We start from the raw sequence: 25,380 nt of genomic DNA on the forward strand, positions 1-25,380 counted from the left end.
CGAGAATCGTTGGAAAGACCGCCTATCAGTGGCGGTTGGGCAAAGCGTGGGCAATCTCGCGGCGCAAGGCCTCGATGCTGGCGCGGTAATCGCCCTGGGCGAAAATCGCCGTGCCGGCCACGAACATGTCGGCGCCGGCGGCGGCCACCTGGCCGATGGTGTCAAGGTTGACGCCACCGTCCACCTCCAGACGTATCGCCCGGCCACTGTCGTCGATAAGCTTGCGCGCTGCGGCAATCTTGGGCAATACCGCAGGGATGAACTTCTGTCCGCCAAAGCCCGGGTTGACCGACATCAGCAGGATCAGATCGAGCTTGTCGAGCACGTATTGCGCGGCGTCCAGGCCGCTGGCCGGGTTGAACACCAGGCCCGCCTTGCAGCCCAGGTCCTTGATCAGTTGCAGCGAGCGGTCCAGGTGCAGGGTCGCCTCGGGGTGAATCGAGATGTAGTCGGCGCCGGCTTCGGCAAAGGCCTGGATCATCGCATCCACCGGCGTCACCATCAGGTGCACGTCAATCGGCGCGGTGATCCCGTGGCTGCGCAGGGCCTTGCAGAACTGCGGGCCCATGGTCAGGTTGGGCACATAGTGGTTATCCATCACATCGATATGGATGACATCGGCACCGGCGGCCAGTACCTGCTCGGCTTCAGCGCCGAGGCGGGCGAAATCGGCCGCCAGAATCGACGGTGCAATCCAGAACTCTTTCACGGGTGTACTCCATTACTCATTGACTAATCGTTGCCGCGGCCCGGGTTCACGCTGAAGCAGCGCGGCGTTGATCTGCGCGATCAAGGCCGTGCCGGGTTCCTCCAGGTGAAAATGATGGCCACCCTCATGCCAGTGCACCTGGGTGGCCCAGGGCAAGGCGTTTTTTCTTTTATCGAACTGGGCACCGGCAAACAGCCCCTGGCGCCCGAGCAGCAGGTGCAGCGGGCAGCTGATCTGGCGCAAAAAGTCGCAGGCCTGGCGCTCGGTCAGTTGCATAGGCTCAGGCAGCACCAGGCGTGGGTCGTGGCGCCAGCGGTAACCGTCGCCGACACTGAGCAGGTCGCGCATGGCCAGCAGCCGCGCGCCCTCGGCGCACAGGGTGCCGTCGATGCTGTTGCGCCGCTCGCCGATGGCCGCTTCAAGGCTGCCAAACTGTGCCGATTGCGGCGCTGAAAACCCATGCAAGCGGGTACGCAAGGCCAGGCGCAGCAGGCGCTGGGATTTTTTCAGGTGCTCGACGGTGTCCTCTTCGGCAATGGTAAAAGGCGCGCCCATGCCATCGATGAACACCATGCTGTCGATCGACTTGTTCATCGCCGCCAGAATCGATGCAACCCCGGTGCCCATGGAGTGCCCCAGGACCGAAAAACGCTTCCAGCCCAGGCACTCGACCAGGGCGTTCATGTCGTCGGCGTGTTCCCACAGGTAATAGCCGCTGTCACCCCGGCGGTGCTCGGAGCGGCCGTGACCGGCCAGGTCCGGGGCGACCACGAAGCAGTCCTCGAGCAGCGGCGCGATCCGTTCGAACGACGCTGCGTTGTCCAGCCAGCCATGCACGGCGAGCACCGGGTGGCCGCGCTCATTGCCCCAGATGCGCAAGGCGAAATGGTTGCCGTTGACGTCCAGCGATTGCTCGCGACCTCTGTTGCCCAGACTCATATCCGCACATCCTGTATGCCTGAATCACCGATAAAAAAGCGCCACTCAACCGGCCACGGCCAGTTGCGCATGGCGCGCTGTCTGTTGCAGTTGCTGCAAGTCGAACTTGCCATTGGCGGTGCGCGGCAGGTTGCCCTCGATGCTGATCGACAGCGGCACCTTGTGCGCTTCAAGGCCATGGCGGCAACGTTCGAGCAAATGCTCGGCACTCAGGCTGACACCTTGGCCCAAGGTGACGAACGCCCATAGCCCCTCGCCGACCGAAGCATGTTCGATACCGACCACCGCCGCCGCTTCGACACCGTCGATGGCATACAGAAAGCTCTCGACCTCGCTGGGGCTGACCTTCATGCCGCGCGATTTGATCATGTGGTCCATGCGCCCCTGGAAGTACAGGTAGCCATCCTGGTCGAGGCTGCAATAGTCACCGGTGTACAGCACGCTTTCCCCCGGGTACGGGCCCGGCTTGAGTTTTTGCGCGGTGGCCTGGGGGTTGCGCCAATAGCCGGCCATCACCGTGGCGCCGCGAATCACCAGCTGGCCGACCTGATGCGGCGTGTCGATGCGCCGGCCCTCATCGTCCACCAGCCACAGCTCGGTGTTGGGGATGGCGATGCCGACACTGCCCGGCTTGTCGTCGATGTCCTCGGGCGGCAGGTAGGTGCAGCGCTTGCACTCGGTCAGGCCGTACATCGAGAAGATCAGCGCCTGGGGGAACAGGCCCTTCATCTGCGCAATATGGTTGGCCTTCAAGGCCGCGCCGGTGTTGGTGACCATGCGTACCTGCGGGAAGGTCGCCTCGCGCTTGTGCGCATACTCGTGCAGGAGCATGAGCATGGTCGGCACGAACGGGATCACCGTGACCTGGTACTGGCGGATCTTCTTGATCAGGAAGATCGGCCAGGTGAACTCCTTCTCCAGCACCAGCGTGGCCCCGGCGCTCAGGGCCATGATCATCTGGTACAGGCCGTAGTCGAACGACAGCGGCAGCGAGCACAGCACATTGTCGCTGGCCTGGTAGCCCAGGTAGGTGTGCAACGAGTTGAGCGCCGCGAGCATGTTGCGGTGGGTGAGCATCACGCCCTTGGGCGCGCCGGTGGAGCCGGAGGTGTAGATGATCGCCGCCAGGTCCAGGTCAAGGTTGCCGCACGGCAGCGGAATGCCGGCGCCCTGCCCCAGCAGGCTTTCAAGCGTGTGGGTATCGGCTGCATCGGCTTCGCCGTCGAGCAACACAATGGCCTTGAGGTAGCTCAGCTCGGCGGTGCCGGGCGCCAGGCTGGCGAATTTCTCCGAAGTGGTGATCAGCACCGAGGCCTCGGCATCGCGAATGATGTAGTCGAGGCTGTCGGCCGGGGTTTCCAGGCCGACGTTGACCATCACCCCGCCGGCCCGCAGCACGCCCCAGAAGGCACAAACGGTTTCGACCCGGTTGCCCAGGCACACCACCACGCGTTCCTGGCGCAGCAGGCCATTGACCTGCAGGCCGGCAGCCAGGCGCCCGCTGGCTTCATCGAGCTGGGCGTAGGTGTAGGTTTCATCGGCGTAGATGATCGCCGCTTTGTCCGGGTGCAGGCCGTTGGGGGTTTCCAGCACCTGCTGCAGGAGGACGTCAGACGCCTTCATGCTGCACCTCGGTACGCGACCGGCGCGCGACCGCTGGCTGACGATGAGCGTCGATGTAGCCCGCCAGGGTCGCCACGGTGTTGAAGTGGCCCGGGGCGATGGTGTCGGGGTTGACGAAGAAGCCTTCGATGTCGTCTTCGAGGTTGACCAGCAGCTCCATCGAGGTCAGCGAGTCCAGGCCGAGGTCGTCGCGCAGGTGCGAGTCGGCGCTGATCACGGTGTTTTCCGGCAGCTTCAGCACCACCCGCAGGATCTCGCCAAGCTGGCGCTGGGTCGCGGCCTGGGCGATCGGCGTCGGCTCGCCAGGTGCCGGTGCCGGTGCGGCGCCGAGCATGGCCGACAGTGGTACGTCGGCATGGCTGTCGCGGATGTCCAGGGCGGTTTGCCGGGCGCGGGCGAGGAACAGCTGGCCGTTGCTGACGATCACCTCGGCCGGGTGGCCATGGCTGTGGAACAGGGTGGGCGATGCGGACGGGCCATAGGCGCCGGAAGCGGTGACAGCGAGGATGTCGCCCTCGTGCAGGGTTTCGATCTGCAGGTCGCGGGCCAGCAGGTCGTCGGGACTACAGAGCGGCCCGGAGATATGGTATTCGCGCAGCGGTGCGCCGGTGCTGCCGGTGGCATGCACGATACGAAAGTTGCGCTTGAGCACCTGGCCGCTGCCGGCGGCGGCGCCATGGCAGTTGGTACCGCCATCAGTGACGGCAAAGGTCTTGCCGTGGTTTTCCTTGATGTTGTCGACCGTCACCAGCAAGGCGCCGCACTTGCCGGCGATAAAGCGCCCGGACTCGACGATGATGCGGGTCTGCGGGAACTGCTGGTTGAAGGCTTCGAACAGCGGCGCCAGCAGTTGCTTGAGCTGGCGGGTGTCGAGTTCGTTCTCGTTCTCGTAGTACTTGATGCCCAGGCCGCCACCGACATCGACCATGCTCATGTCCAGGTTGTAGCGCCGGGTCAGGCTGCGGAACAGGCCGAGGATGTACTTGGCGTTGTCGTACACCGATTGCGCATCGAGGATCTTGGTGCCGTTGTAGACGTGAATGCCCTTTATCTTCAGGTTGGGCAACGCTGCGTAGTCACCGAAATTGGCCACCGCGGTGTCTTCTTCGATACCGAAGTGGGTCGGCCGCCCGCCCATCTTCCACGGCGAGCCGGAGGCGGAGAAATTCGGGTTGATGCGGATCGCCACCGGCGCCACGCAGTTCAGCTCGCCGGCCAGGGCCGAGAGCTTGCGCAGCTCGGTCTCGGACTCGACGACGATGGCGAACACCCCGACCTCCAGGGCGCGCCGGTGTTCTTCAGGCTTTTTATAAGGCCCGAGGAAAATGATGTCCTGGGGGTCGACCCCGGCCTTGAGGGCAATTTCCAGCTCGCCCAGCGAGCAGACTTCGGTGTTACCGCCGTAGGAGCGGATCAGTTTTACCAGGGACAGGTTCGGGTTGACCTTCAACGCATAGAAGATGTCCACACAGTCCGGCAATGCATCGCGCAACTCGTTGAAACTGTTGCGCAGCACGGCTTCATCGTAGAGGTAGGTCGGTGTCCCGAACGTTGCTTTTGCCTGGACGACCAGTTCCTTGGAAAGCTTCATCTGTTGCTCCCTTCGTTCTTATAGTGTGCCGCCGCTGCGCGCGTACCCCGTCCCGGCTCGAAAGCACCGTTACAGGGGCGAATAGCGGGATGGCGTCAAGGTTGGTTGCGCACCACTGCCGGACGTGTGCTGGCGTCCGGCATAAAACTTTGCGCGCAAAGTTTGTGAAATTCTGCGGCCGCATTTGCGGTGATGTCAAGATAATTCCACGGGGTTTTGGCTGCGACACAGCGACACGCATTTACCGGCACGATCAATGCAGAACAGCAGTAATTCACTGCAGCTTGCCCATAACAGGTGCCGTATCGGCCAATGAATACGGGGGTTTGATCTGATCCGGTGTTAACGCAGGTTTCTGAGTCTGTTTTGTATGTCGGCAGCTTCCTAGAGTCTGCGCCTGTGCCCCTGCCCCACGGCAGGGCGAGCCATACAGGAACTGTGGAAACTAGCCATGAGCACACATCAACAGGCGCAGGCCTATAACTACAAGGTGGTCCGGCAATTCGTCATCATGACGGTGGTCTGGGGTATCGTCGGCATGGCCATGGGCGTCTGGATCGCCTCGCAACTGGTCTGGCCAGAACTTAACCTCGACTTGCCCTGGACCTCGTTCGGCCGCCTGCGCCCCTTGCACACCAGCCTGGTCATTTTCGGCTTTGCCGGTAGCGCGCAATTTGCCGCCAGTTACTACGCCGTGCAGCGCACCTGCCAGGTGCGGCTGTTCAGCGACAAACTTGCCGCCTTCACCTTCTGGGGCTGGCAGGCGACCATCGTGATCATGCTGGTAAGCCTGCCCCTGGGCCTGACCACCACCAAGGAATACGCCGAGATCGAATTCACCGGCGCGGTGTGGATGGCCATCGTCTGGGTCGCCTACGGCATCGTCTTCTTCGCCACCCTGATGCGCCGCAAGGCCAAGTACATCTACGTCGGCAACTGGTTCTTCGGCGCCTTCATCGTGGTCATCGCCATGCTTCACGTGGTCAACCACCTGTCGATCCCGGTCAGTTGGTTCAAGTCGTACCCGGTGTACGCCGGGGCCACCGACGCCATGGTCCAGTGGTGGTACGGCCACAACGCCGTGGGCTTCTTCCTGACCACCGGCTTTCTCGGCATGATGTATTACTTCGTGCCCAAGCAGGTCGGTCGCCCGGTGTACAGCTATCGCCTGTCGATCGTGCATTTCTGGGCGCTGATCACCCTGTACATCTGGGCCGGCCCGCACCACTTGCACTACACCGCCCTGCCCGACTGGGCGCAATCGCTGGGCATGGCCATGTCGCTGATCCTCCTGGCACCCAGCTGGGGCGGCATGATCAACGGCATGATGACCCTCTCCGGCGCCTGGCATAAGCTGCGCAGCGACCCGATCCTGCGCTTTCTGGTGCTGTCGCTGGCGTTCTACGGCATGTCGACCTTCGAAGGCCCGATGATGGCGATCAAGACCGTCAACGCCCTCTCGCACTACACCGACTGGACCATCGGCCACGTACACGCCGGTGCCCTGGGCTGGGTGGCGATGATCACCTTCGGTTCGCTATACCACATGATCCCGAAAGTGTTCGGCCGCGAGCAGATGTACAGCGTCGGCCTGATCAACCTGCACTTCTGGCTGGCGACCATCGGCACCGTGCTGTACATCGCCTCGATGTGGGTCAACGGCATTGCCCAGGGCCTGATGTGGCGCGCCACCAACGACGACGGCACCCTCACCTACTCGTTCGTCGAGGCGCTGGTGGCCAGCCACCCGGGCTTTATCGTGCGCTTTGTCGGCGGCGTGTGCTTCTTGAGCGGCATGCTGCTGATGGCCTACAACACCTGGCGCACCGTGCGTGTGGCCGATGAAAAACTGGCGCTGAACAACGCCAGCCTGGCCTAGGAGGCCCGACCATGGATGACTGGCTGTATGCACTGTATTGCCTGAGCGGCGTACTGTTCTTCTACCTGGTCACCAGCGCCTGCCTGCAGCGTCACAGCGGCGAAGTGGACGATCAGGCCAGCCTGATACCCTTCGCCGATGACCCGGCGGTGGCCCGCCGGGTCGAGGCCGCCACCGGCAAGCCGGTGCCGGCAGTGGCGCCGGATGCGGCCCTGAAGGCCTGAACCGCGCCGGGCTCAGAAGGCGCCCAGGTAGCCCTGCCCGCGCAGCACTGCCACCAGCTGCGCGACGCAGGCGTCGACATCCTGGCTTTCGGTGTCCAGCAGCAGCTCCGGCTGCTGCGGCGCCTCGTAGGGCGAGTCGATACCGGTAAAGTTCTTGATCTGCCCGGCCCGGGCCTTCTTGTACAAGCCCTTCACATCGCGCTGCTCGCAGGTAGCCACGCTGGCCTTGACGTAGACCTCGACAAACTCGTCGCCCTTGACCAGCTCGCGCACCAGCTGGCGGTCGGCGCAGAACGGCGAGATGAACGAGCACAGCACAATCACCCCGGCATCGACAAACAAGCGCGAGACCTCACCCACGCGGCGGATGTTCTCGATGCGGTCGGCTTCGCTGAAACCCAGGTCCTTGTTCAGCCCGTGGCGGACGTTGTCGCCATCGAGCAGGTAGGTATGAAAGCCCTGGTCGATCAAAAACTGATCCAGTGCATTGGCGATGGTCGACTTGCCTGCCCCGCTCAACCCGGTGAGCCAGATGATGCACGGCTTTTGCCGCTTGAGCCTGGCCCGTGCCTGCTTCTCGACCGCTTGTGGATGCCAGACGATATTGGTTCCGACTTTTCCCATGTCCATCGACCTCATGCAATAACGGTTGAAGTTCCACTTCACGCTGTGTCATCGGCTGCCCGGCGGTTCAAACCGGCGGGAACGGCAGCACCCGGTCGATGACATAGGTAGACAGTTTTTGCGGTAACAACTTCTGCACCAGGATCAGCAGCTTGACGTCACTGGACAGGTTGATGCGAAACTGGCGCCTGAAGCAGCCCTTGAGAATCGCCGCGGCCGCCTGGCCTGCGGGCATCGGCTTGCCACGGCCCATCTTGGCCTTGATCCAGGCCGGCATATGCTCAAGCTCACCGGCGTACATCGGCGTGTCCAGGTCGCCCAGGCAGGCCAGGTGCACGTGCACCTGGCGCGGCAACAGCTCGCGGCGGATGGCATCGGCAAAGTTGTTCAGGCCGCCCTTGGAGGCGGCGTACAACGAATAACCGGCCGCGCCGACCAGGCCAAAGCCCGATGAGATGAACAGCACATGGGCGCCGCGGCGCAGCAAGGGGATGCCCAGGTAGGTGGACGACACCGCGCCGAGCAGGTTGATCTTCAGGTTGCGGTTGACCTCCTGCAGGCTCTTGTAATCGCCCAGCAGGTCGATGGTGGCAATCGCCGCGTTGACGATCAGAAAGTCGATGGCCTCAAAGCGCCGGCTGATCGTGGCAAAGGTGCTGCACATGGCCTGCTCGTCGGCAACATCACAGACGAAGGTGTGCACGTTGATCCGGCTGTTCAGCGCCTCAAGGCTGGCCTTGGCCGCCTGCAGCCGGCCCTCGTCGCGGGCCAGCAGCAGCACGTCATAGCCTTTTCTGGCCAGTTGCCCGCCCAGCTCCAGGCCCAGGCCGGATGAGCCGCCGGTAATCAATGCGATCTTGTTCATCGGCTTCACTGCCCCTGTATGCGGACGATCGGCGCCACCCGGTACTGGCCCGAGAGCAAGGCTGGCCCCGGGTTGTAGCAGCGCAGGTTGAGGTTGAAGTAGCCGCTGTGCGAAGGCAGCCAGTTCCCGGCGAACGGCGGCGCCACCGGCGCCTTGCCAATGAACACCGAGGTCGAGCCATCGGCATTGGCCTGCAACTGGTGATACAGCGAATTGACCGTGTACTTGTCCTGCGGGTTGTCGGTCAGGCGGCCCTGGTCGTCGTAGTAGCTGATCGACCAGAAGGCTTCAACCGGTGGCAACTGCCCGGCTTCAAAGCGGATTTCATACTGGTTGTCGCCATGCAGCAGGTTGCCTTCGCAATCGGTCCAGGCCATGAAGTACAGGCTTTCTTCCGCTACGTTGGCCCAGATGCCGTGCAACGACACCAGCGCACGCAGGATGTAGTCATGGCCGTAGTTGCCGATCGCCCCCGGCAACTTCCAGCCGTTGTTCAGCTCGCCACGCTCGAACACCTTGCCTTGCAGGATCGCCGTGGCTTGCACCACCGCGCGCGCCAGGCCTTCGCGCACTGCAGGTGCCAGGCTCTGGTGGGCGAAGCCGTTTTCAACGCTGATACCGACGTCGGCCATCAGCCCGAGCAACATGCCTTCGCTGGCGCTGGGCGGGACAAACTTGAGCACCGCGCCCAGCTCTTCGAAGAACGCCAGCTCCGCCGGGCAACTGGAATCGCCCGCACGCAGCGGCGCACAAGACCCCGGGGTAACCTGCGTCAGGTCAAAGCCCGGGTGGTCGGCGCCGTGCAGCGGTGTCAGGCGCAGGCCGTCCTGCAGGGCGTTAACCGCGCTCAGGTCTTCATGATCGCCCGCGGCAATGCGCCCGACAACATACAGAAAGTCGCTGTCGCTGTAGATCACCGTGGCCTGCGCCGGCACCCGATGCTGATCGCGACGGTTGGCAATCACCACGCTGGGCAGTTGTCGGCCATAGGTGCGGGTGCCGAGGTTGGCCAGGGTCTCCATGTACGGATCGAGCACCTGCAGGCCATACCAGCGCTCCTGGAAATCTGGCGCCGTGAGTACCAGCGGGCCCTGGTGCAAATCCAGTACCGCGGTTGAATAGAGAAAATCGGTGGCCGAGTTGACGAACTTGCTCGACGCCCGGGTCGACAGGCTGCGCATATGCTGGAAGGCGTTGATCGCCTGCCCCTGCGCTTGCGCGCCGTGGCCGACCACCTTGCCCAGGCGATACTTCCAGCACTCGACGATCGGCAGCCCCCAGACCACCAGTTGCACACCGACACTGAACGCCCAGTCCTGCTGACCCTGGGCAACCGTTTGGTGGATATCTTCAGCCATGCTCATGAACACACTTCCTGCGCTATAGAGGGGTGAGCCTGTGGCCCACGCGGACATTGACGGGTGAACCAGGGCACTCAGTAGTTCATGTCACAGGACCAGTCGCGGCTGTTATCGACGACGATGTCGGGCGGCAGGCTGTATTTCATTTTTTCCAGGGCAAAGCCCCAGTTGGCCTCGATGGCCCGGGCCTGCTGCTCGCTGTAGGTGTATTTGTTCTTTTTGTAGCCGGCGATCGATGCCAGGTAGGCCTCGATGTCTTTGAGCACGGCAGGCTCGAGCGGCAGGTCGAGGGTCTGGTAGATACGCTTGACTTCGTTGAGCGGGTCTTCGTCGAAGTCCTCGTAACTCACCTCGACCAGGTTGCCCGGCGGCACCAGGTCGCGCGCATCCCAGTAGGCATTCATGATCTTCCCGTACAGGCTGTAGCAGAGCTCGGAAAAGTCCTCGTTGGTGAACTCCTGCAGGGCCATTTCCTCGGCTTCCTTGACGAAGTCATGCAGTGCCGACACATAAATGTTGTAGGGGTTGCGCGAGATGTGGATGAACTTGGCGTTGGGATAGAGCTTGAGCAGCATCGGAATCCGTGCGGTGTTGTAGGGGTTCTTCAGCACCAGGCGCTTGCCGTTGGCCAGGAACGAGGCCTTCTTGATCACCTGCTGGTAGACCTTTTCCCAGTTCGCCACCTCGTCGGGGCTGGTCTGGAACAGCACGTACTTGTCGAAGCTTTCGCGGATGGTGCGCGGAAAGTGGTTGCAGTGGTGCGAGGTGGTCATCAGGCACGACAGGCTGAACTCTTCTTCCTGCGGCAGGTCGACGCCGATCTTCATGTTGTCCATCATCCGCTGCGCCGGCAGCAGGCTGGCAACCATGCGTTTGAGCAGCTTGTGGCGGCTGAGGATTACCGCGCAGGTGGGGAAGATCGCCTGCAGGGTGGTCAGGTAGCCCAGGCGCTTGTCCTGGCTGATGACGTTGTGCAAATGGGTGGTGCCGCTGCGCCAATGGCCGAGGATGAAGATCGGGTCTTCCTGCAGGCGGCTGCGCTCGATGGCCTTGTTGAACCGCAGGGTTTCCACCAGGCGCAGCGGCAAGGTCAGCGCCGTGCCGCACAGTGTCAGGGTGAAGGTCGCCAGCTTGTCGCGGCTGACGCCGCCATGCTTGATGACATTGCGGATCAGGTTGCTGGCACTGCCGCCGATGTACGGATGCACCGACAGCTTGCCTTGTTTCTTATCGCTCATGATGACTCCCTTGTTTTTATAGTTATGCGCAGACACGCTCAGCCTTCGCGCTGTTGCGCGCTGGCCTGCGGTGCATCGAGCAGGTCCATTTCCATCAGGGTTTGCAGGGTGGCGGCGACCGCCTTGTCCAGCTCCGCGGCGCTGAGCTGGGAGTGGATCGAATAGCGCACCACACCCATGCCCGCCGGGATTGCCGGCTGCAGGAACACCGAGGTCAACACCCCGCGCTGCTGCAACTTGCCGTAGAACACGCAGGCTTGCTGTTCGTCGTCGAAAAACAGCGAGACGATCTGGCACTGGCTGTCGCCCACCGCCACCCCGGCCTCCTGCAACTGGCGGCGAAACTCGCTGGCGTTGTCCAGGCAGCGCCGGGCGCGCTCGGGTTGGTGCATGATGATGTTCAGCGCAGCCAGGTGCCCCGCCGCCGAGACGCTGGAGGTGGCCGAGCTGAAAATCACCGAGCGACAGCCGGCGCGCACCAGCTGCATGGCTTGGGCATTGCCGGCAATCAGCCCGCCGTGCCCGCCCAGCGCCTTGTTCAGGCTCACCGTGCGAAAGTGCACGCGTTCGGCCAGGCCCAGTTCCACCGCCAGCCCGCCGCCGTTGCCGAACATGCCGAAGGAATGCGCCTCGTCGAGCACCAGCAGGCACTCGTGGGCTTCGCAGATTTCCAGGTAGCGGCGGATGTCGCCGATCGAGCCGTCGGTGCTGTACACCGCATCGATGACGACGATGCCCGGGCCGTTCTTCTCCAGCCGGCGCAGCAGGTCGTCGGTGTCGTTGTGTTCGATGACGATCTTCTTGCCCAGCGACAACTTGATGCCGTCATACAGCGACGCATGGGCATGCCTGTCGATGTACACCGGCTTGAACAGCGGCGTGATCGCCTCGAGCAGGCCGACGTTGGCGGCCCAGCCGGAGGTGGTCAGAATCGCGTCGTCGGCGCGCATGCAGCGGGCCATCTGTGCGCGGAACGCCTCGCACTCATCGGCGCTGCCGCCAAAGATGCTCGACATGAACGACTCGTCGCGCAACTGGGCATTGGCCCCGGCGCGGGCGGCACTCACGGCCGGGTGATTGCCCAGGCGCAGGTAGTCGTTCTGGTGCAAGGCGATGTAGCCGCTCAGGTCGCTCGGCTGGCAGAACGGGAACGGGTCGAGGCTGGCGACGAACTCGCAAGCCGGGCGCATGTGCTCAACGTACCAGTCAGGCACGCGCGCCGGGTTAGAAGTGTGCAGGGGTGCGTTCATGGTCAGGCCATCCCGATCATTTTCTTCAGGAACCAGCGTGAACTGCTGGTATAGGGCGCGCGCACCGCATCAAGGAAGTTGATGCGCGACTGGCGGAACACCGGCTTGAAATGGCTGAAGGCCTGGAACCCGCGTTCGCCGTGATAGGCACCGAAACCGCTGTTGCCGACGCCGCCGAACGGCAGCGATTCCTGGGTGTAGTGCAGCAGCGTGTCATTGATGGTCACGCCACCGGCCACTGTGCTTTTGAGCACGTAGTCCTCGACGTTATGGTCGTCGGTGAACACATACAGGGCCAGTGGCCGCGGGCGCTGGTTGATGTAGCCAACGGCGCTGGAAAGCTGCTCGTAAGGCACGACAATCAGCAGCGGGCCGAAGATCTCGTCCTGCATGATCCGCGCATCCTCGGGCGGGTCGATCAACAGCGTCGGCAACAACCTGCGGCTCTGCGCGCAAGACAGCTGCTGCGGGTACACCGGGTGCTGCTGCGCCCCACGGCCAATGGCATCGTCGCAGTAACCCTGCAGGCGCTCGAAGTGGCGGCTGTTGATGATGCTGGTGTAATCCGGGCTGTGCAGCGGGTCGGGGTACATGTGCCGGACCTGCGCGCTGAACGCCTCGACGAACTCGGCCTGGCGCGCCTTGGGCACCAACACATAGTCCGGTGCGGTACAGGTTTGCCCGGCATTGAGCAGCTTGCCGGTCACGATCGACTTGACTGCGCGCCGCATGTCGAAGTGCTCGTCGATGATCACCGGCGACTTGCCGCCCAGCTCCAGGGTCAGCGCCGTGAGGTTGGCCGCCGCGGCCGCCATCACCTGCTTGCCGACCGAAGTGCTGCCGGTAAACAGCAGGTGGTTGAACGGCAGCTCGGTAAACTGCCGGGCCAGTTGCTGGTCGCCTTCGACCACGCACACGTGCGACGGCTTGAACGCCTTGGCCAGCATCACCTGCAGCAGGCGGCCGACTGCCGGGGCCATTTCGCTGGGCTTGATCATTACCCGGTTGCCGGCGGCCAATGCGGCGATCAGCGGCTTGATCACCAGGCCAAAGGGGTAGTTCCACGGCGACATGACTCCCACTACCCCCAGCGGCTGCGGCATCACCCAGGCGCGGGCGGGCTTGAAGTTGATGTCCACCGCGCAGCGCCGGCGTTTCATCCAGCGCTTCAGATGACGCTTGGCGTAGGTGCAGGCCTTGAGGCTGCCGACGATCTCGGCCATCAGCGTTTCTTCTTCGCAGCGGTGGCCGAAGTCCTTGTCCAGCGCCGCCTGGATCTGCGGGATGTGGCTGCGCACCAGTTGCTCGAGGTCGTCCAGCGCGCGCAGGCGCTCCTCAAGGCTGGGCATCGGCTGTTCGAGAAAGGCTGCCGTCTGTTGCTCGAAAATCGCCTGCAGCGCCGAGGCTGGCGCCTGTGGCTGATCACTCAAGGACACAGGGCGCACCTGGGCCGGGTCGGCAACACTGGAAATCGAATGGTTCATGTCCATCACCTGCCTTCAGTTACTCAGCCAGAGAAAGGGGTTGCTTGATCGGTGCCAGGCGGTGCCCGGGCACCAGTGCCGGCGCCTGGGCTTCATGGCGGGTCTTTCTCGACAGCCAGACTTTCTTGTAGCGATAGAACGGCGCGCCGGGGTACAGGTGGTGCGACAGGTGATAGTTCTGGCCGACGAACAGCGGGAAGAACAGCCAGTCCATGCCGACCCGGTTGTTGGTCGCCTGGTACTTGTTGTCGTGCGCCTTGGTGGCGTGGGGAAAGTGCGGCAAGTAGTCGAAGGTGATCGCCAGGAAGAACTGCGCGACCCGGGTCGGCAGCAGGTACAGCACCAGGAACGGTACGATCCAGCCCATCAGGCAGACGGTCACCACCACCGCCACGGCAAATAGCCAGGCCAGCCAGAACTCGACCTTCTCGGCGGTCGGCCGGGACTGATAAGAGCCGTTGCGAAAGTAGGTGGTGATGTAGGCACTGTCCATCATCAGCCAGCGCAGCGGCAGGGTCCAGGCGCGGCCGCCACCGCAGGAATAATCCGGGTCCAGGCGCGGATCATTGGTGTGATGGTGGTGGGCCATGTGCAGGAAGCGGTAAGTGCGCAAGAACGGCGTCAGGGTCACCAGCAGGAACCCCAGGCGGCCAATGACGTCATTGGCAAAGCGGTTGGCGCAGATCAGCCCGTGGGACGCTTCGTGCAACACGGTGTAGGCCAGGTACGAACACAAGGTGTTGATGACGAATGCCCAGCCCATGGCCAGGCGGTCGCTGACCGCCAGCGCCGTGGACAGGATGAAGGCCAGCATGATCACCACGAACAGGATGATGGTCGGCCAGGCGAAGCGCGGGCGGGTCATCAGGCGGCGAAACTCGTCCTCGCAATCGACGCGCGCGCCGTGCTGCGGTACTGGGTTCATGGTTCAGCCCTCGTGAGCGTGGAAAGGTGGTTGCTGAGTTCGTCGATCGACGGGTAGTCGTAGACCAGGGCAGGATCGAGCTCGCGCTCAAGCCATTCACCGAGCTCACCGATCATGCCCACGGCATCGCGCGAGGCGACGCCGTACTCATCGAACGCCAGGGCGCTGTCGACCTGGGCCAGGTCAAGCTTGAGCAGGCTTGCCAGGTGTTCGCGCAGCCATTGGGCGATCTGTTGCTGGCTCATGACGTCACCTCCCTGGTGCCCTGGTGGTTGAGCTCGAACGGCGAGACCACCGCCTGCAACTGCCCGTCCAGGTACAGGCTGCGGCACTGCGCGCGCTGCAACTTGCCACTGGAGGTCAAGGGCAAGCGGCTGCTGACGAACAACAGCTCATCCAGGGCCACGCCATGGGCACGCGACACTGCCGCGCTGATCGCCCGGCTGGTCTGCTCGACCGAGAAGATCTGCGCCTGGCTCTTGTGCAGCGAGATCACCACCACCAGTTGCTCGCGCTCGTCGCGATCGACGGAAAACGCCGCGATGGAAAAGGCATTGGCGATGCTGATGCTCAGCTCGGCGAGGGTGCTTTCGATGGTCTGTTCAAGGTCGTGGGGGTAGTGATTTTTGCCATCGATGATGATCAGATCCTTGCGCCGGCCGGTGACGAACAGCTCGCCCTGGTGCATGAAGCCCAGGTCGCCGGTGCGCAGGAAGCGCCGCTGCGGCTCGCCTTCAAGGGTTGCCTGCAGCACCTCCTGGGACAGTTGCGGGCGGTTGCGATAGCCGCCACTGACGCTCGGGCTGCTGACCCAGATTTCACCGACCAGATCGTCCGCCAGCGCCACGCAGCGCTGCGGGTCGACCACGCGTACCTGGCAGCTTTGCGCCGGTACCCCGGAGCTGACGAAGTGAATGCTCTGTGGCCCGGCGTGCTGTGCGTCGACCAGCACCGCGCGGTCGAGGTTGAGCTGCGCTTTGTCCAGGGTCAGGGTCAGCGGCGTGATGCCTTGCGGCACGCCGGTGACGAACAGCGTGCTTTCGGCCATGCCATAGCAGGGGCAATACGCCTGCGCCCGGAAGCCACTGTCGGCAAAGGCTTCGGCAAAGCGCTCGAGGGTGCCCTTGCGCACCGGTTCGGCGCCGCTGTAGGCGACCGTCCAGCTGCTCAGGTCCAACTGCTGGCGTTGCTCCGGCGTGGTGCGCTGCAGGCACAGGTCGTAGGCGAAGTTCGGTGCGCCACTGGTGGTTGCGCGGTAGCGGGAGATCGCCTCCAGCCAGCGCAACGGGTTGGCGACAAAAGCCAGCGGCGACATAAGGATGCAGCGCACGCCCAGGTAGAACGCCTGCAGCAGGCCGATCAGGCCCAGGTCGTGGAACACCGGCAGCCAGCTGACATACACGGTGTTGTGGTCGTGATTGAGCGACTCGGCAATCATCTGCTCGTTGCTCATCAGGTTGGCGTGAGTGACCACCACGCCCTTGGGAATGCCGGTGGAGCCCGAGGTGTACTGGATGAAGGCCACTGAGTCTGCATCGATGGCCGGCGCCTGCCATTGCCCGGCAAGCGCGGGGTCGGCCTGGTCGACGTCGACCACCTGCACCAGGCCGGTGATGGCCTCATGCGCGAGCAGCGCCGCCAGCGACAGCCGGTCAGTGATCAGCAACTGCGCCCCGGCATCGCTGATGACCCGGCACAAGCGTTCACTGCTTTCATTTTTTTTCTGCGGGTAGACCGGCACTGCGGCAATGCCGGCATACAGGCAGGCGAAAAACGCCAATACAAACTGCGGCCCGGGTTGCGTGGCGATGATCGCCGCCGGTGGTTGCCGCTCGGCGCCGGCCTTCAGGGCCAGTTGCTGTTGAAGTTCGACCGCCAGTGCCCTGGCGGCGTAATCCAACTCGGCGAAGGTATAGGCCTTGCCCTCTTCGCGGCCCTTGTCGAGCCACAACAGGTACTGTTTATCGGGTTGTACCCGGGCATGATGACGGGCGAGATCCACCAGCGTTGCAACTACCGATGCAGCGGCCGACGGTTTCACCAGTGAGGCGCTCCGCTCAACGTTCATATTCATGATTAACGGCTCTGGTTCGTTATTATTTTTATACAGCGCACAGCCCTGACTCGCGCGCACTCGCGCGCGACCGACATGTTATTGAAACAGTGTTATTAGCTGTGACGTGCGAGACTCAACTGCTCACTATCAAACGCTGCGCTTCATTGCGTTCAAGTTTCACGCAATAAAGAACAAAGTAGGGTGTCCCGACAATAATATTGAGCATGATGGTTTTGAGAATTTCCGGCGTACCGACCAATCGATGCGCAGCGGCATAGGTCAGCAGGGTCAAGCCATAGGGGACAAATGCAGCAATTGGAAAGCGCCAGGGTCTGGGCGTGACGCTAAAGGCAAACTCTACCAGGCCGGCAACCAGGTAGCCGCCAATAAAACTGCCCAGCGCCTGTACCATGGCCGAGGCCATGGCGGTTTCCAGCCCGGCGTTTACATAATAGGCCCAGCCGCCGTAGAGGATGGCCGACAACACCCCGGTTATAAACATTCGCCTGTTTTTACTGCCACGCGCTGTTGTTGTTATTGTTGTGCTCATCTCGAACGGTCTCCGGTGATTGCCAGTAGTAGCCGCGGTCTATCATTAGAAACTAACAAACGTACTGTCAGAGGATCAGAAAGCCCAGGCGCACGCACATCGCCAGGAGCACCAGCCAGCTCAGCATGAACAGCTTGGAGCGTGGCCCGACCTTGTTGTTGGTGACGTGCACCAGGCTCTGCAGCACCCGGCAGGCGACGTAGGCCCAGGCCAGGCCGATGAACACCCAGTCAACCTTGGCCAGGCTGATCAGGGCGACACACAGGAAGTAGAACGGTGGCGTCGACTCCAGCAGGTTGTGAAAGCAGCGCTCGGTCTGGCGCACTGCCCGCGGCAGCTTCTCGCCGGTGTCATAGGTCTTGAAGTAAGCGGCACTCAGCGCTCCGGACTTCACGGCACTTTGCCGTCCACGAAACATCAGATACAGCACCACGACGGTCAGCAGGATCATTGCCAGCGCCGGATAAAACATCAGACCTTGATTCATTGCACACACCTTCTTATTGTTGGTTTTCTACAACTTTCCGATGCCCAGCCGCTCGCCCGCCACTACACCGGCGCGCAGGCTGAACAGTTGGCCCTGGGTTCAAGGCCAAATCGACGATAACAGACCGACTACTTTACGGTGGCGTAATACAGCGTAAGAAACATCCCAAACAGTTGTGACTATTCAGGCTACTTCGGCAGCATTGACAGCGATTGCCCGAGACCGTGTCTACTGCATGTAGCAGCAGCGGTTACGCCAGCAATCTGAGCAGGACCGAGACGACAAAAGCCGTGTGGTGATGGGTTTAACTGCAACCCGAATGACGTGGTCGACTCCGTTCGACATATTCGCGCTCCTCGCTTAACTGTTTCCAAAAGTTGCACGGTTCTTTTCGAGCGTCAAGCGAAAAAAAATGCCGCTCATCGCTTTTGGATCCCTTCGCCGGGCACTTGCGCTGTTTACCTGTAAAGAAGTTGTCACACCGGCGTCGAGTAACAAGTCTAGACCGGGCATCACACCATAAAGAGGGTTTGGCGATAACGGCTATTCAAATGAGTTGATATTTTTTAATAAATAACTATCGGTCTTACAGTGACCAAACGGTCACGCTATTTTCCCGCTGAAATTGCAGTTTCAGCGTTGCCCGGATTTACATTTCATTACTGGACGCTGGGGGGTAGCAGACCTAGGATCTTTTCGCTGCCCATAACAATTACAACGCCCAGGGAAGGTTTATCCGCATGCACAGCCCCGTGTTGTCTATGGTATTGCCTGTCAGCCTCATTGCTCTGCTCGCGGCCTGTGACGCCCCTGCCCCGCCTTCGCCCCCTCCCCTTGCGGTGCTGATTGTCCATCCGCAGGCGGCGACCGACCTGGCCGATGCCTACCCGGGGGAAGTGCGCGCACGCTTCGAGCCGGAGCTGGCCTTTCGCATCGATGGCAAGGTCAGCAAGCGCTTGGTCGAGGTTGGCCAGAAGGTTCGCGAGGGCCAGCCACTGGCGCAACTCGACCCGCAAGACCTGCATTTTCAGCTCGACGCCCGCCGCGCCCAGGTGGCCGCCGCCCAGGCCAACCTGCGCCTGGTGCAGGCCGAGCGTGATCGCTACCAGCGGCTGTTGCAGCGCAATATGGTCAGCCATTCGCAATTCGAGAATGTCGACAACGCCTACCGCGCAGGCGAAGCCCAGCTCAGGCAGGCCACCGCGCAATTCAACAGTGCCCGCAACCAGGCCGACTATGCCGTGCTGCGCGCCACCCAAAGCGGGGTGATTGCCCGGCGCATGCTCGAAGTCGGGCAGGTGGTCAGCGCCGGGCGCACGGTGTTCAGCCTGGCCGCCGACGGCGAGCGTGAAGTGCTGATCAACTTGCCGGAGCAAGCCTTCGAGCGTTTTCGCATTGGCCAGCCGGTATCCATCGAGCTGTGGTCGCAACCGCAACGGCGCTTCAACGGCCAGATCCGCGAGATGTCACCGTCGGCCGACCCCCGCTCACGGACCTTTGCCGCCCGGGTGACCTTCACCGACAACGCCGTACCGGTGGAGCTGGGGCAAAGCGCGCGAGTGTTCATCGCCCATGAAGCCAGCGCGACCCTGGCAGTGCCGCTGTCGGCGCTCAGCGCTGAAGCCAACCGGCCGTTTGTGTGGGTGGTCGACCCGCAGCAATCGACCCTGCGCCGTGCCTTCGTCAGCATCGGCAGCTTTGGCGAACAGCAGGTCGCGGTGCTGCAGGGGCTGGCGCCGGACGACTGGGTGGTCAGCGCCGGGGTTCAGGTGCTGCGCGAGGGGCAGAAGGTCCAGCCGGTCGATAACCAGAACCGTCAGGTTGCCTTGGCCGGCAAGGAGTAGCCCGGATGAATTTCAACCTGTCTGCCTGGGCGCTGCGCAATCGCCAGATCGTCCTCTATGTGATGTTGCTGATGGCCGTGACCGGCGCCCTGGCCTACACCAAGCTGGGCCAGAGCGAAGACCCGCCCTTCACCTTCAAGGCCATGGTCATCCGTACCCTGTGGCCCGGGGCGAGCGCCGAAGAGGTGGCGCGCCAGGTCACCGAACGGATCGAAAAGAAGCTGATGGAAACCGGCGAGTATGAACGCATCACCTCGTTCTCGCGCCCGGGGGAATCGCAGGTGATCTTCACCGCCAGCCAGACCCTGAACTCGGCGAAACTGCCCGAGCTGTGGTACCAGGTCCGCAAGAAGGTCAGCGATATCCGCCACACCCTGCCCCAGGGCACGCTCGGGCCGTTCTTCAACGATGAGTTCGGTACCACCTTCGGCAACATCTATGCCTTAACCGGCCAGGGCTACGACTATGCCGTGCTCAAAGACTACGCCGACCGCATCCAGTTGCAGCTGCAACGGGTCAAGGACGTCGGCAAGGTCGAGCTGCTGGGCCTGCAGGATGAAAAGATCTGGATCGAGCTGTTGAACACCAAGCTGGTCAACCTCGGTTTGAGCCTGGGCGCGGTGCGCCAGGCCCTAGAGGAGCAGAACGCGGTGGCCGCCAGCGGCTTCGTCGAGACCCCGACCGACCGCGTGCAATTGCGGGTCAGCGGGCGCTTCGAGACCGTCGAGCAGATCCGTAACTTCCCCCTGCAGGTGGCCGGCAATACCTTTCGCCTGGGTGACGTTGCCGAGGTCAAGCGCGGCTTCAACGACCCGCCGGCGCCGCGGATGCGCTTCATGGGCGAGCCGGCGATCGGTCTTGCCGTGTCGATGAAGGCCGGCGGCGACATCCTGGTCCTCGGCCAGGCCCTGCAAGGCGAGTTTGCCCGCCTGCAGCAGCACTTGCCGGCGGGCATGCAACTGCACAAGGTCTCTGACCAGCCGGCGGCGGTAAAGACCGGCGTCGGCGAGTTTGTCCGGGTGCTGAGCGAAGCCCTGGTGATCGTGCTGGTGGTCAGTTTCCTGTCGCTGGGGCTGCGCACCGGCCTGGTCGTGGCCCTGTCGATCCCGCTGGTGCTGGCCATGACCTTTACCGCCATGTACTACCTGGGCATCGGCCTGCACAAGATCTCCCTGGGGGCACTGGTGCTGGCGCTGGGGTTGATGGTCGACGACGCGATCATTGCCGTGGAAATGATGGCGATCAAGATGGAGCAAGGCCTCGACCGATTGGCCGCGGCCAGTTACGCCTGGACCAGCACGGCCTTTCCGATGCTCACCGGCACCCTGATCACCGCCGCAGGTTTTCTGCCAATTGCCACCGCGCAGTCGGACACCGGCGAATACACCCGCTCAATCTTCCAGGTGGTGACCCTGGCACTGTTGATGTCGTGGATCGCCGCGGTGGTGTTCGTCCCCTACCTGGGCGCACGGCTGCTGCCCCAGCGCAGCCACACCGGCGCGCAAGCCCAGGCGCACGGCGCCCAGGCCACTTACGACACGCCCTTCTACCGCCGGGTGCGGGCACTGGTGGCCTGGTGCGTGGACCATCGCAAAACCGTGATCGCCCTGACCCTGGGGTTGTTCGTCGCCTCGATCCTGCTGTTTCGCTTCGTCCCGCAGCAGTTCTTTCCGGCCTCGGGGCGCCTGGAGCTGATGGTAGATATCAAGCTGGCCGAGGGTGCATCGCTGACCGCGACCGAACAACAGGTCCATCGCCTGGAGCGCCTGCTGGCCGAGCATGACGGCATCGACAACTACGTGGCCTATGTCGGCACCGGTTCGCCGCGCTTCTATCTGCCCCTGGACCAGCAACTGGCGGCGGCAAGCTTTGCCCAGTTCGTGGTGCTGGCGAAAACCATCGAAGACCGCGAAGCGCTGCGCCAGTGGCTGGTCGCGACCCTCAATGAACAATTCCCGGCCCTGCGCACACGGGTCTCACGCCTGGAGAACGGGCCGCCGGTGGGCTACCCGGTGCAGTTTCGGGTATCGGGTGAACACATTCAGGAGGTCCGCGCCCTGGCCCGCCAGGTGGCCGATAAAATTCGCGAGAACCCCCATGTGCTCAACGTCCACCTCGACTGGGAAGAGCCAAGCAAGGTGGTGCGCTTGAACATCGACCAGGACCGCGCCCGGGCTCTGGGGGCCAGCACCGCCGACCTGTCGCGGTTCCTCCAGGGCTCGCTGACCGGCGCTGCGGTCAGCCAGTACCGCGAAGACAACGAACTGATCGAGATTCTTGTGCGCGGCAGCGAGCAGGAGCGCCAGCAACTGTCGCAACTGTCCAGCCTGTCGATGCCGACCGCCCAGGGCCATAGCGTCAGCCTGGCGCAGATCGCGATTCTTGAATACGGCTTTGAAGAGGGGGTGATCTGGCACCGCAACCGCCTGCCGACAGTGACCATTCGCGCCGATATCCAGGGCGACCAGCAACCGGTGAGCCTGGTCAAGCAGATCCAGCCGACCCTGGAGCCGATCCGCGCCAGCCTGCCTGACGGCTACCTGCTGGAAGTCGGCGGCACGGTAGAGAACTCGGCGCGCGGCCAGCAGTCGGTGAAGGCTGGCCTGCCGCTGTTCGTGGTGGTGGTACTGACCCTGTTGATGGTCCAGTTGCGCAGTTTCTCGCGCTCGATCATGGTGTTCCTCACCGCCCCGCTGGGGCTGATCGGCGTCACCCTGTTTCTGCTGATGTTCCAGCAGCCGTTCGGCTTTGTCGCGCTGCTGGGCACCATCGCCCTGTCGGGCATGATCATGCGCAACTCGGTGATCCTGGTCGATCAGATCGAACAGGACATCAAGGCCGGCATGGACCGCTGGCAGGCGATCATCGAGGCCACGGTACGGCGCTTTCGGCCCATCGTGCTGACCGCCCTGGCGGCGGTGCTGGCAATGATTCCGCTGTCGCGCAGCATTTTCTTCGGGCCCATGGCGGTGGCCATCATGGGCGGCCTGATCGTCGCCACCGCCCTCACCCTGTTGTTCCTGCCGGCGCTGTACGCCGCCTGGTGCCGGGTCAAGCGGCCCTAGCCAGGCACGCGCTCGTCGGCAAAAAAGGCCTTGCGCCCATCCACCTGGCTGGAGGCGCGAGGCAGGTTGGCCGCCTCTGCCGTGGGCTTCTCGACATACCAGTAGCAGTGTTTCGCCGCGCGGGTAATGGCCACGTAGGCCAGGCGCAGGACTTCGTCCTTTTGCGCGTTGTCGAACGCCTGGGCATCGCCGCTGCGGCCCAGGCCCGCCTGACGATAGACCTGGTTCTTGTACGGCGAATGGGTCAGGTGCTGGCAGTCGCCGAGCATGAACACCGCGTCGGCCTGCAGGCCCTTGGCGCTGTGATAGGTCAGCTGGCGCAGGCGCCGTTGCGCCGCCGGCAAACCGGCTTCGTGGTTGACCAGTGCCTGCAGGTGCTCGGCAATCGCCGCCTTGTCGCTGCTCTTGCGGTACAGCAGCATGACCGATTCGCCGTTGCGGTAGTGCTCGAGCAGGGTTTCGGCCAGGCTCGCCTCGTCACGCTCGAGCACCTTGACCGGCAGCGGCGTCTCGGCCGCCGGGCCGCAAGCCCTGGCCTTCTTGCCGCTGATGGCCGGCGCCGATTTGACGATATGCTCGGCCGCATCGATGATGTGCTGGTGGCTGCGGTAGTTGTCGGCGAGCATCACCCGCGTGCTGCTCGGCGCCGGGAACTCCTTGGCAAACTCCATGAAGTACTTGGGCGAGCTGCCACGCCAGCCGTAGATCGACTGCCAGTCATCACCCACGCACAAGAGCGACGAATGCTGCGCCACCCGCCCGACCTGCATGGCCGGGCCACGGCGGCGGATCTCGCGCAGGCAGGCGCGCAGCCAGGACACGATCTGCGGCGAGACGTCCTGGAACTCGTCGATCATCAGGTGTGCCAACGGCCGCAACAGCGGGTCGGGCAACAGTTGCAGGTTCTGCGGGTTGTTCTCGCCGAACAGGGCGAACATGCGGTTGTAGCTCATGATCGGCGGCGACTGGCCCAGCAGGTGCGCCTCCAGGGCTTTCCAGTACAGGCCCAGGGCTTCAAAGAACAGGGCGTCGGTGTCGCCGGCCGGGAAGCTCATGGCACCGACCGCCTTGTTGACCTCAAGCCCGAGGTTCTCGATAAAGCCGGCAGCGCCAACAAAGGCATCCAGCAGCGGCGCTGCGCCCAGCTCGCCCTTGACCTTGTAATCAAAGCCCGGCCCGGCCACGGCATCACCGGCCAGGGACGATGTCAGGCGCTTGGCCGCAGCGTAGTTTTCCAGCCAAATCACAGGCTTATCGCAGAAAGCTTGAAACAGGGTGCGCTTGATCACCCACTCCGCCCACACCGGCAGCTTGGCCCCGGGGCGCTTGTACTGCTGGTTTTCCTTGGGGTCGAAACCGAGCACTACGTAGGCGTCCAGCTCAGCGATATGGCCATGGAAATGAAAGCGGCTACCGTTGATTTCGACGGTTTCGCGGCTCGGCTCGATGCCCTTGATCGGCCAGGCACCAGCGCCGAACCAGAGGTCTTCGAGGGTGTCGCACAGTTCTTCGTCGCGGCTGGCCGACAGCTGGGTCACCGCCACGCGCTTTTGCACATCGGGGTGATCGCGGTCCAGCGCCTTGAGCTGCAGGGCCTCGCGGCGCAGGCCGGCGATCAGCTCGGCAAAGCGCGGGCTGCTGCCCAGCAGGTCGCGGTAACAGAGGTTGAGTTGCTGGCGCTGGGCATCGTTGATGCGCAGGTCGAACGGGTTGCTGTCGGCGTTGGCTTCGCTGCCGCCGGGCATTTCGCTGCCCAGGGTCTCGAACGCGCGCACCTGGCTGAAACCCGGCAGGCTGCGCACCAGCGGCAGGATACGCGAATGGAAGGTGCGCACCAGCTCGCGCGCCTGCACCTGGCTGAGTTCCAGTTGCCACAGGGCAAAGACCTGGACCAGGCGGTTGATGAAGTCCTTGCGCGATTCGCGGGTGAAGGTCACCACGGTCATGGCGTCCAGCTCGTAGCCCAGGTAATGGCGCAACAGCAGGATGCGCAGTACCAGCGAAGTCGACTTGCCGGCGCCGGCACCGGCGATAACGCAGGTCGACGGCGTGTCGCTGAAGATCATCTTCCACTGCGCCGCGCTCGGCTGGGCGTGGGCTGGCAGGCGCTGGGCGACGTCGGCCTTGAAGCGCTTCTTGAGCTCGGCAGTCAGCGCCAGGCGCCAGTCGTCGAACAGGGCGTCGTCGAGCCCGGGCACGCCATGGCCGTCGGGGCGGGTGTCACGGATCACCAAAACCTGGCGCCCGGCTTCGTAGCCATCAATCCGCCCTTCTTCGTAGCCTTCGCGCAAGCCATCGGCGTGACCGGTGCGCTGACCATTGGCATGGCCCTGGAACCAGGAGTCGCGGTGCTGCGCCTGCAAACGGCTCAGGCCTCGACCCAGCAGGCGCGCAGCGAGGCGACGCAGCCACGGTAGCTGCGCCGGCGCAATCAACTCCAGGGGTAGCTTGGGACGCTCTTCAGACACACCGACTCCAACAGAATGAAAACCAGCGGCCATGTTCGCTCCATCGGGCAAAAATCACCAGCCGATTACTTGCAGATCAGTGAATTAGGCGATGAAGCGTACAAATTACCGCAGCTATATATATCGACAAACATGATTATTATCAGCCGAAATTTACGCTTATTTTCGATCATTGATTGATGGATCATCTGCTCCATC

At 63.1% G+C, this 25,380-nt stretch carries 20 protein-coding genes; 4 read left to right on the forward strand and 16 right to left on the reverse strand.

Annotated features, from left to right (window positions below; all coding sequences use genetic code 11):
* Positions 1-25 precede the first annotated feature (25 nt).
* From rpe to LOY37_RS14765, 4 genes are read right to left on the reverse strand one after another with little or no spacing between them, the layout of a single operon-like run.
* Positions 26-709, reverse strand: coding sequence for a ribulose-phosphate 3-epimerase (gene rpe / locus LOY37_RS14750; RefSeq protein WP_045198215.1), 684 nt, complete (start codon positions 707-709; stop codon positions 26-28).
* Positions 710-721: 12 nt separating this feature from the next.
* Positions 722-1,648, reverse strand: a complete 927-nt coding sequence (locus LOY37_RS14755; RefSeq protein WP_045198213.1) for an alpha/beta fold hydrolase — start codon at positions 1,646-1,648, stop codon at positions 722-724.
* Between the two features lie 45 nt (positions 1,649-1,693).
* Positions 1,694-3,271 carry a class I adenylate-forming enzyme family protein gene (locus tag LOY37_RS14760; RefSeq protein WP_052676524.1) on the reverse strand — a complete coding sequence of 526 codons (1,578 nt, stop codon included), beginning with the start codon at positions 3,269-3,271 and terminating at the stop codon, positions 1,694-1,696.
* Positions 3,258-4,862, reverse strand: coding sequence for a phosphopantetheine-binding protein (locus LOY37_RS14765; protein WP_258715088.1), 1,605 nt, complete (start codon positions 4,860-4,862; stop codon positions 3,258-3,260). Before LOY37_RS14765 ends, LOY37_RS14760 begins: the two co-directional genes overlap by 14 nt.
* Positions 4,863-5,313: 451 nt before the next feature.
* Between LOY37_RS14765 and ccoN the strand changes: the two genes are divergently transcribed.
* Positions 5,314-6,741: a cytochrome-c oxidase, cbb3-type subunit I gene (gene ccoN, locus LOY37_RS14770; RefSeq protein WP_258715089.1), complete on the forward strand. Its 1,428-nt coding sequence runs from the start codon at positions 5,314-5,316 to the stop codon at positions 6,739-6,741.
* 11 nt (positions 6,742-6,752) lie between these two features.
* Positions 6,753-6,965: a hypothetical protein gene (locus LOY37_RS14775; protein ID WP_038994976.1), complete on the forward strand. Its 213-nt coding sequence runs from the start codon at positions 6,753-6,755 to the stop codon at positions 6,963-6,965.
* Positions 6,966-6,977: 12 nt separating this feature from the next.
* Here LOY37_RS14775 and cysC read toward each other — a convergent pair whose 3' ends face one another.
* The 11 genes from cysC to LOY37_RS14830 form a co-directional block, all read right to left on the reverse strand.
* A complete protein-coding gene (cysC, locus tag LOY37_RS14780; protein WP_045198205.1) occupies positions 6,978-7,589 on the reverse strand; it encodes an adenylyl-sulfate kinase in 612 nt (203 codons plus the stop codon).
* 67 nt (positions 7,590-7,656) lie between these two features.
* Positions 7,657-8,454, reverse strand: coding sequence for an SDR family NAD(P)-dependent oxidoreductase (locus tag LOY37_RS14785; RefSeq protein ID WP_258715090.1), 798 nt, complete (start codon positions 8,452-8,454; stop codon positions 7,657-7,659).
* 5 nt (positions 8,455-8,459) lie between these two features.
* Positions 8,460-9,818 (reverse strand): DUF1254 domain-containing protein, encoded by a 1,359-nt coding sequence (locus tag LOY37_RS14790; protein ID WP_258715091.1) that lies wholly within the window; start codon positions 9,816-9,818, stop codon positions 8,460-8,462.
* 71 nt (positions 9,819-9,889) lie between these two features.
* On the reverse strand, positions 9,890-11,053 hold the full coding sequence (locus LOY37_RS14795) for a sulfotransferase (protein ID WP_052676523.1): 1,164 nt from the start codon (positions 11,051-11,053) through the stop codon (positions 9,890-9,892).
* Positions 11,054-11,091: 38 nt separating this feature from the next.
* Complete coding sequence (locus LOY37_RS14800) at positions 11,092-12,303, reverse strand: aminotransferase class I/II-fold pyridoxal phosphate-dependent enzyme (RefSeq protein ID WP_052676522.1); 1,212 nt, start codon at positions 12,301-12,303, stop codon at positions 11,092-11,094.
* 2 nt (positions 12,304-12,305) lie between these two features.
* Positions 12,306-13,787: a coniferyl aldehyde dehydrogenase gene (locus LOY37_RS14805; protein ID WP_258715092.1), complete on the reverse strand. Its 1,482-nt coding sequence runs from the start codon at positions 13,785-13,787 to the stop codon at positions 12,306-12,308.
* Positions 13,788-13,806: 19 nt separating this feature from the next.
* A complete protein-coding gene (locus LOY37_RS14810; RefSeq protein ID WP_052676521.1) occupies positions 13,807-14,712 on the reverse strand; it encodes a fatty acid desaturase in 906 nt (301 codons plus the stop codon).
* Positions 14,709-14,957, reverse strand: a complete 249-nt coding sequence (locus LOY37_RS14815) for an acyl carrier protein (RefSeq protein ID WP_045198198.1) — start codon at positions 14,955-14,957, stop codon at positions 14,709-14,711. The genes LOY37_RS14810 and LOY37_RS14815 overlap by 4 nt, the downstream gene beginning before the upstream one ends.
* Complete coding sequence (locus LOY37_RS14820) at positions 14,954-16,786, reverse strand: fatty acyl-AMP ligase (protein ID WP_258715093.1); 1,833 nt, start codon at positions 16,784-16,786, stop codon at positions 14,954-14,956. Before LOY37_RS14820 ends, LOY37_RS14815 begins: the two co-directional genes overlap by 4 nt.
* A gap of 115 nt (positions 16,787-16,901) precedes the next feature.
* A complete protein-coding gene (locus LOY37_RS14825) occupies positions 16,902-17,318 on the reverse strand; it encodes a hypothetical protein (protein ID WP_258715094.1) in 417 nt (138 codons plus the stop codon).
* 67 nt (positions 17,319-17,385) lie between these two features.
* The gene (locus LOY37_RS14830) at positions 17,386-17,805 is read right to left on the reverse strand and encodes an MAPEG family protein (protein WP_045198192.1); all 420 of its coding nucleotides are present in this window, start codon (positions 17,803-17,805) and stop codon (positions 17,386-17,388) included.
* Between the two features lie 740 nt (positions 17,806-18,545).
* On the opposite strand from LOY37_RS14830, the gene LOY37_RS14835 reads away from it, so the two are divergent.
* Positions 18,546-19,649 carry an efflux RND transporter periplasmic adaptor subunit gene (locus tag LOY37_RS14835; RefSeq protein ID WP_283817204.1) on the forward strand — a complete coding sequence of 368 codons (1,104 nt, stop codon included), beginning with the start codon at positions 18,546-18,548 and terminating at the stop codon, positions 19,647-19,649.
* Positions 19,650-19,654: 5 nt separating this feature from the next.
* Entirely contained in the window at positions 19,655-22,714 is a 3,060-nt protein-coding gene (locus LOY37_RS14840) for an efflux RND transporter permease subunit (protein ID WP_045198189.1), read from the forward strand.
* Here LOY37_RS14840 and LOY37_RS14845 read toward each other — a convergent pair.
* Positions 22,711-25,215 (reverse strand): UvrD-helicase domain-containing protein, encoded by a 2,505-nt coding sequence (locus LOY37_RS14845; RefSeq protein ID WP_258715095.1) that lies wholly within the window; start codon positions 25,213-25,215, stop codon positions 22,711-22,713. The two genes, LOY37_RS14840 and LOY37_RS14845, sit on opposite strands and share 4 nt — an antisense overlap.
* Positions 25,216-25,380: the final 165 nt, after the last annotated feature.

Origin of the sequence: Pseudomonas sp. B21-012, assembly GCF_024749305.1 — a bacterium.
Lineage (GTDB): Bacteria > Pseudomonadota > Gammaproteobacteria > Pseudomonadales > Pseudomonadaceae > Aquipseudomonas.

Coding starts and splice junctions, on each gene's coding strand:
- LOY37_RS14755 (WP_045198213.1), bottom strand. CDS start 1,648: ATGAGTCTGGGCAACAGAGGTCGCGAGCAATCGCTGGACGTCAACGGC.
- LOY37_RS14760 (WP_052676524.1), bottom strand. CDS start 3,271: ATGAAGGCGTCTGACGTCCTCCTGCAGCAGGTGCTGGAAACCCCCAAC.
- LOY37_RS14765 (WP_258715088.1), bottom strand. CDS start 4,862: ATGAAGCTTTCCAAGGAACTGGTCGTCCAGGCAAAAGCAACGTTCGGG.
- ccoN (WP_258715089.1), top strand. CDS start 5,314: ATGAGCACACATCAACAGGCGCAGGCCTATAACTACAAGGTGGTCCGG.
- LOY37_RS14775 (WP_038994976.1), top strand. CDS start 6,753: ATGGATGACTGGCTGTATGCACTGTATTGCCTGAGCGGCGTACTGTTC.
- cysC (WP_045198205.1), bottom strand. CDS start 7,589: ATGGGAAAAGTCGGAACCAATATCGTCTGGCATCCACAAGCGGTCGAG.
- LOY37_RS14785 (WP_258715090.1), bottom strand. CDS start 8,454: ATGAACAAGATCGCATTGATTACCGGCGGCTCATCCGGCCTGGGCCTG.
- LOY37_RS14790 (WP_258715091.1), bottom strand. CDS start 9,818: ATGAGCATGGCTGAAGATATCCACCAAACGGTTGCCCAGGGTCAGCAG.
- LOY37_RS14795 (WP_052676523.1), bottom strand. CDS start 11,053: ATGAGCGATAAGAAACAAGGCAAGCTGTCGGTGCATCCGTACATCGGC.
- LOY37_RS14800 (WP_052676522.1), bottom strand. CDS start 12,303: ATGAACGCACCCCTGCACACTTCTAACCCGGCGCGCGTGCCTGACTGG.
- LOY37_RS14805 (WP_258715092.1), bottom strand. CDS start 13,787: ATGAACCATTCGATTTCCAGTGTTGCCGACCCGGCCCAGGTGCGCCCT.
- LOY37_RS14810 (WP_052676521.1), bottom strand. CDS start 14,712: ATGAACCCAGTACCGCAGCACGGCGCGCGCGTCGATTGCGAGGACGAG.
- LOY37_RS14815 (WP_045198198.1), bottom strand. CDS start 14,957: ATGAGCCAGCAACAGATCGCCCAATGGCTGCGCGAACACCTGGCAAGC.
- LOY37_RS14820 (WP_258715093.1), bottom strand. CDS start 16,786: ATGAATATGAACGTTGAGCGGAGCGCCTCACTGGTGAAACCGTCGGCC.
- LOY37_RS14825 (WP_258715094.1), bottom strand. CDS start 17,318: ATGAGCACAACAATAACAACAACAGCGCGTGGCAGTAAAAACAGGCGA.
- LOY37_RS14830 (WP_045198192.1), bottom strand. CDS start 17,805: ATGAATCAAGGTCTGATGTTTTATCCGGCGCTGGCAATGATCCTGCTG.
- LOY37_RS14835 (WP_283817204.1), top strand. CDS start 18,546: ATGCACAGCCCCGTGTTGTCTATGGTATTGCCTGTCAGCCTCATTGCT.
- LOY37_RS14840 (WP_045198189.1), top strand. CDS start 19,655: ATGAATTTCAACCTGTCTGCCTGGGCGCTGCGCAATCGCCAGATCGTC.
- LOY37_RS14845 (WP_258715095.1), bottom strand. CDS start 25,215: ATGGCCGCTGGTTTTCATTCTGTTGGAGTCGGTGTGTCTGAAGAGCGT.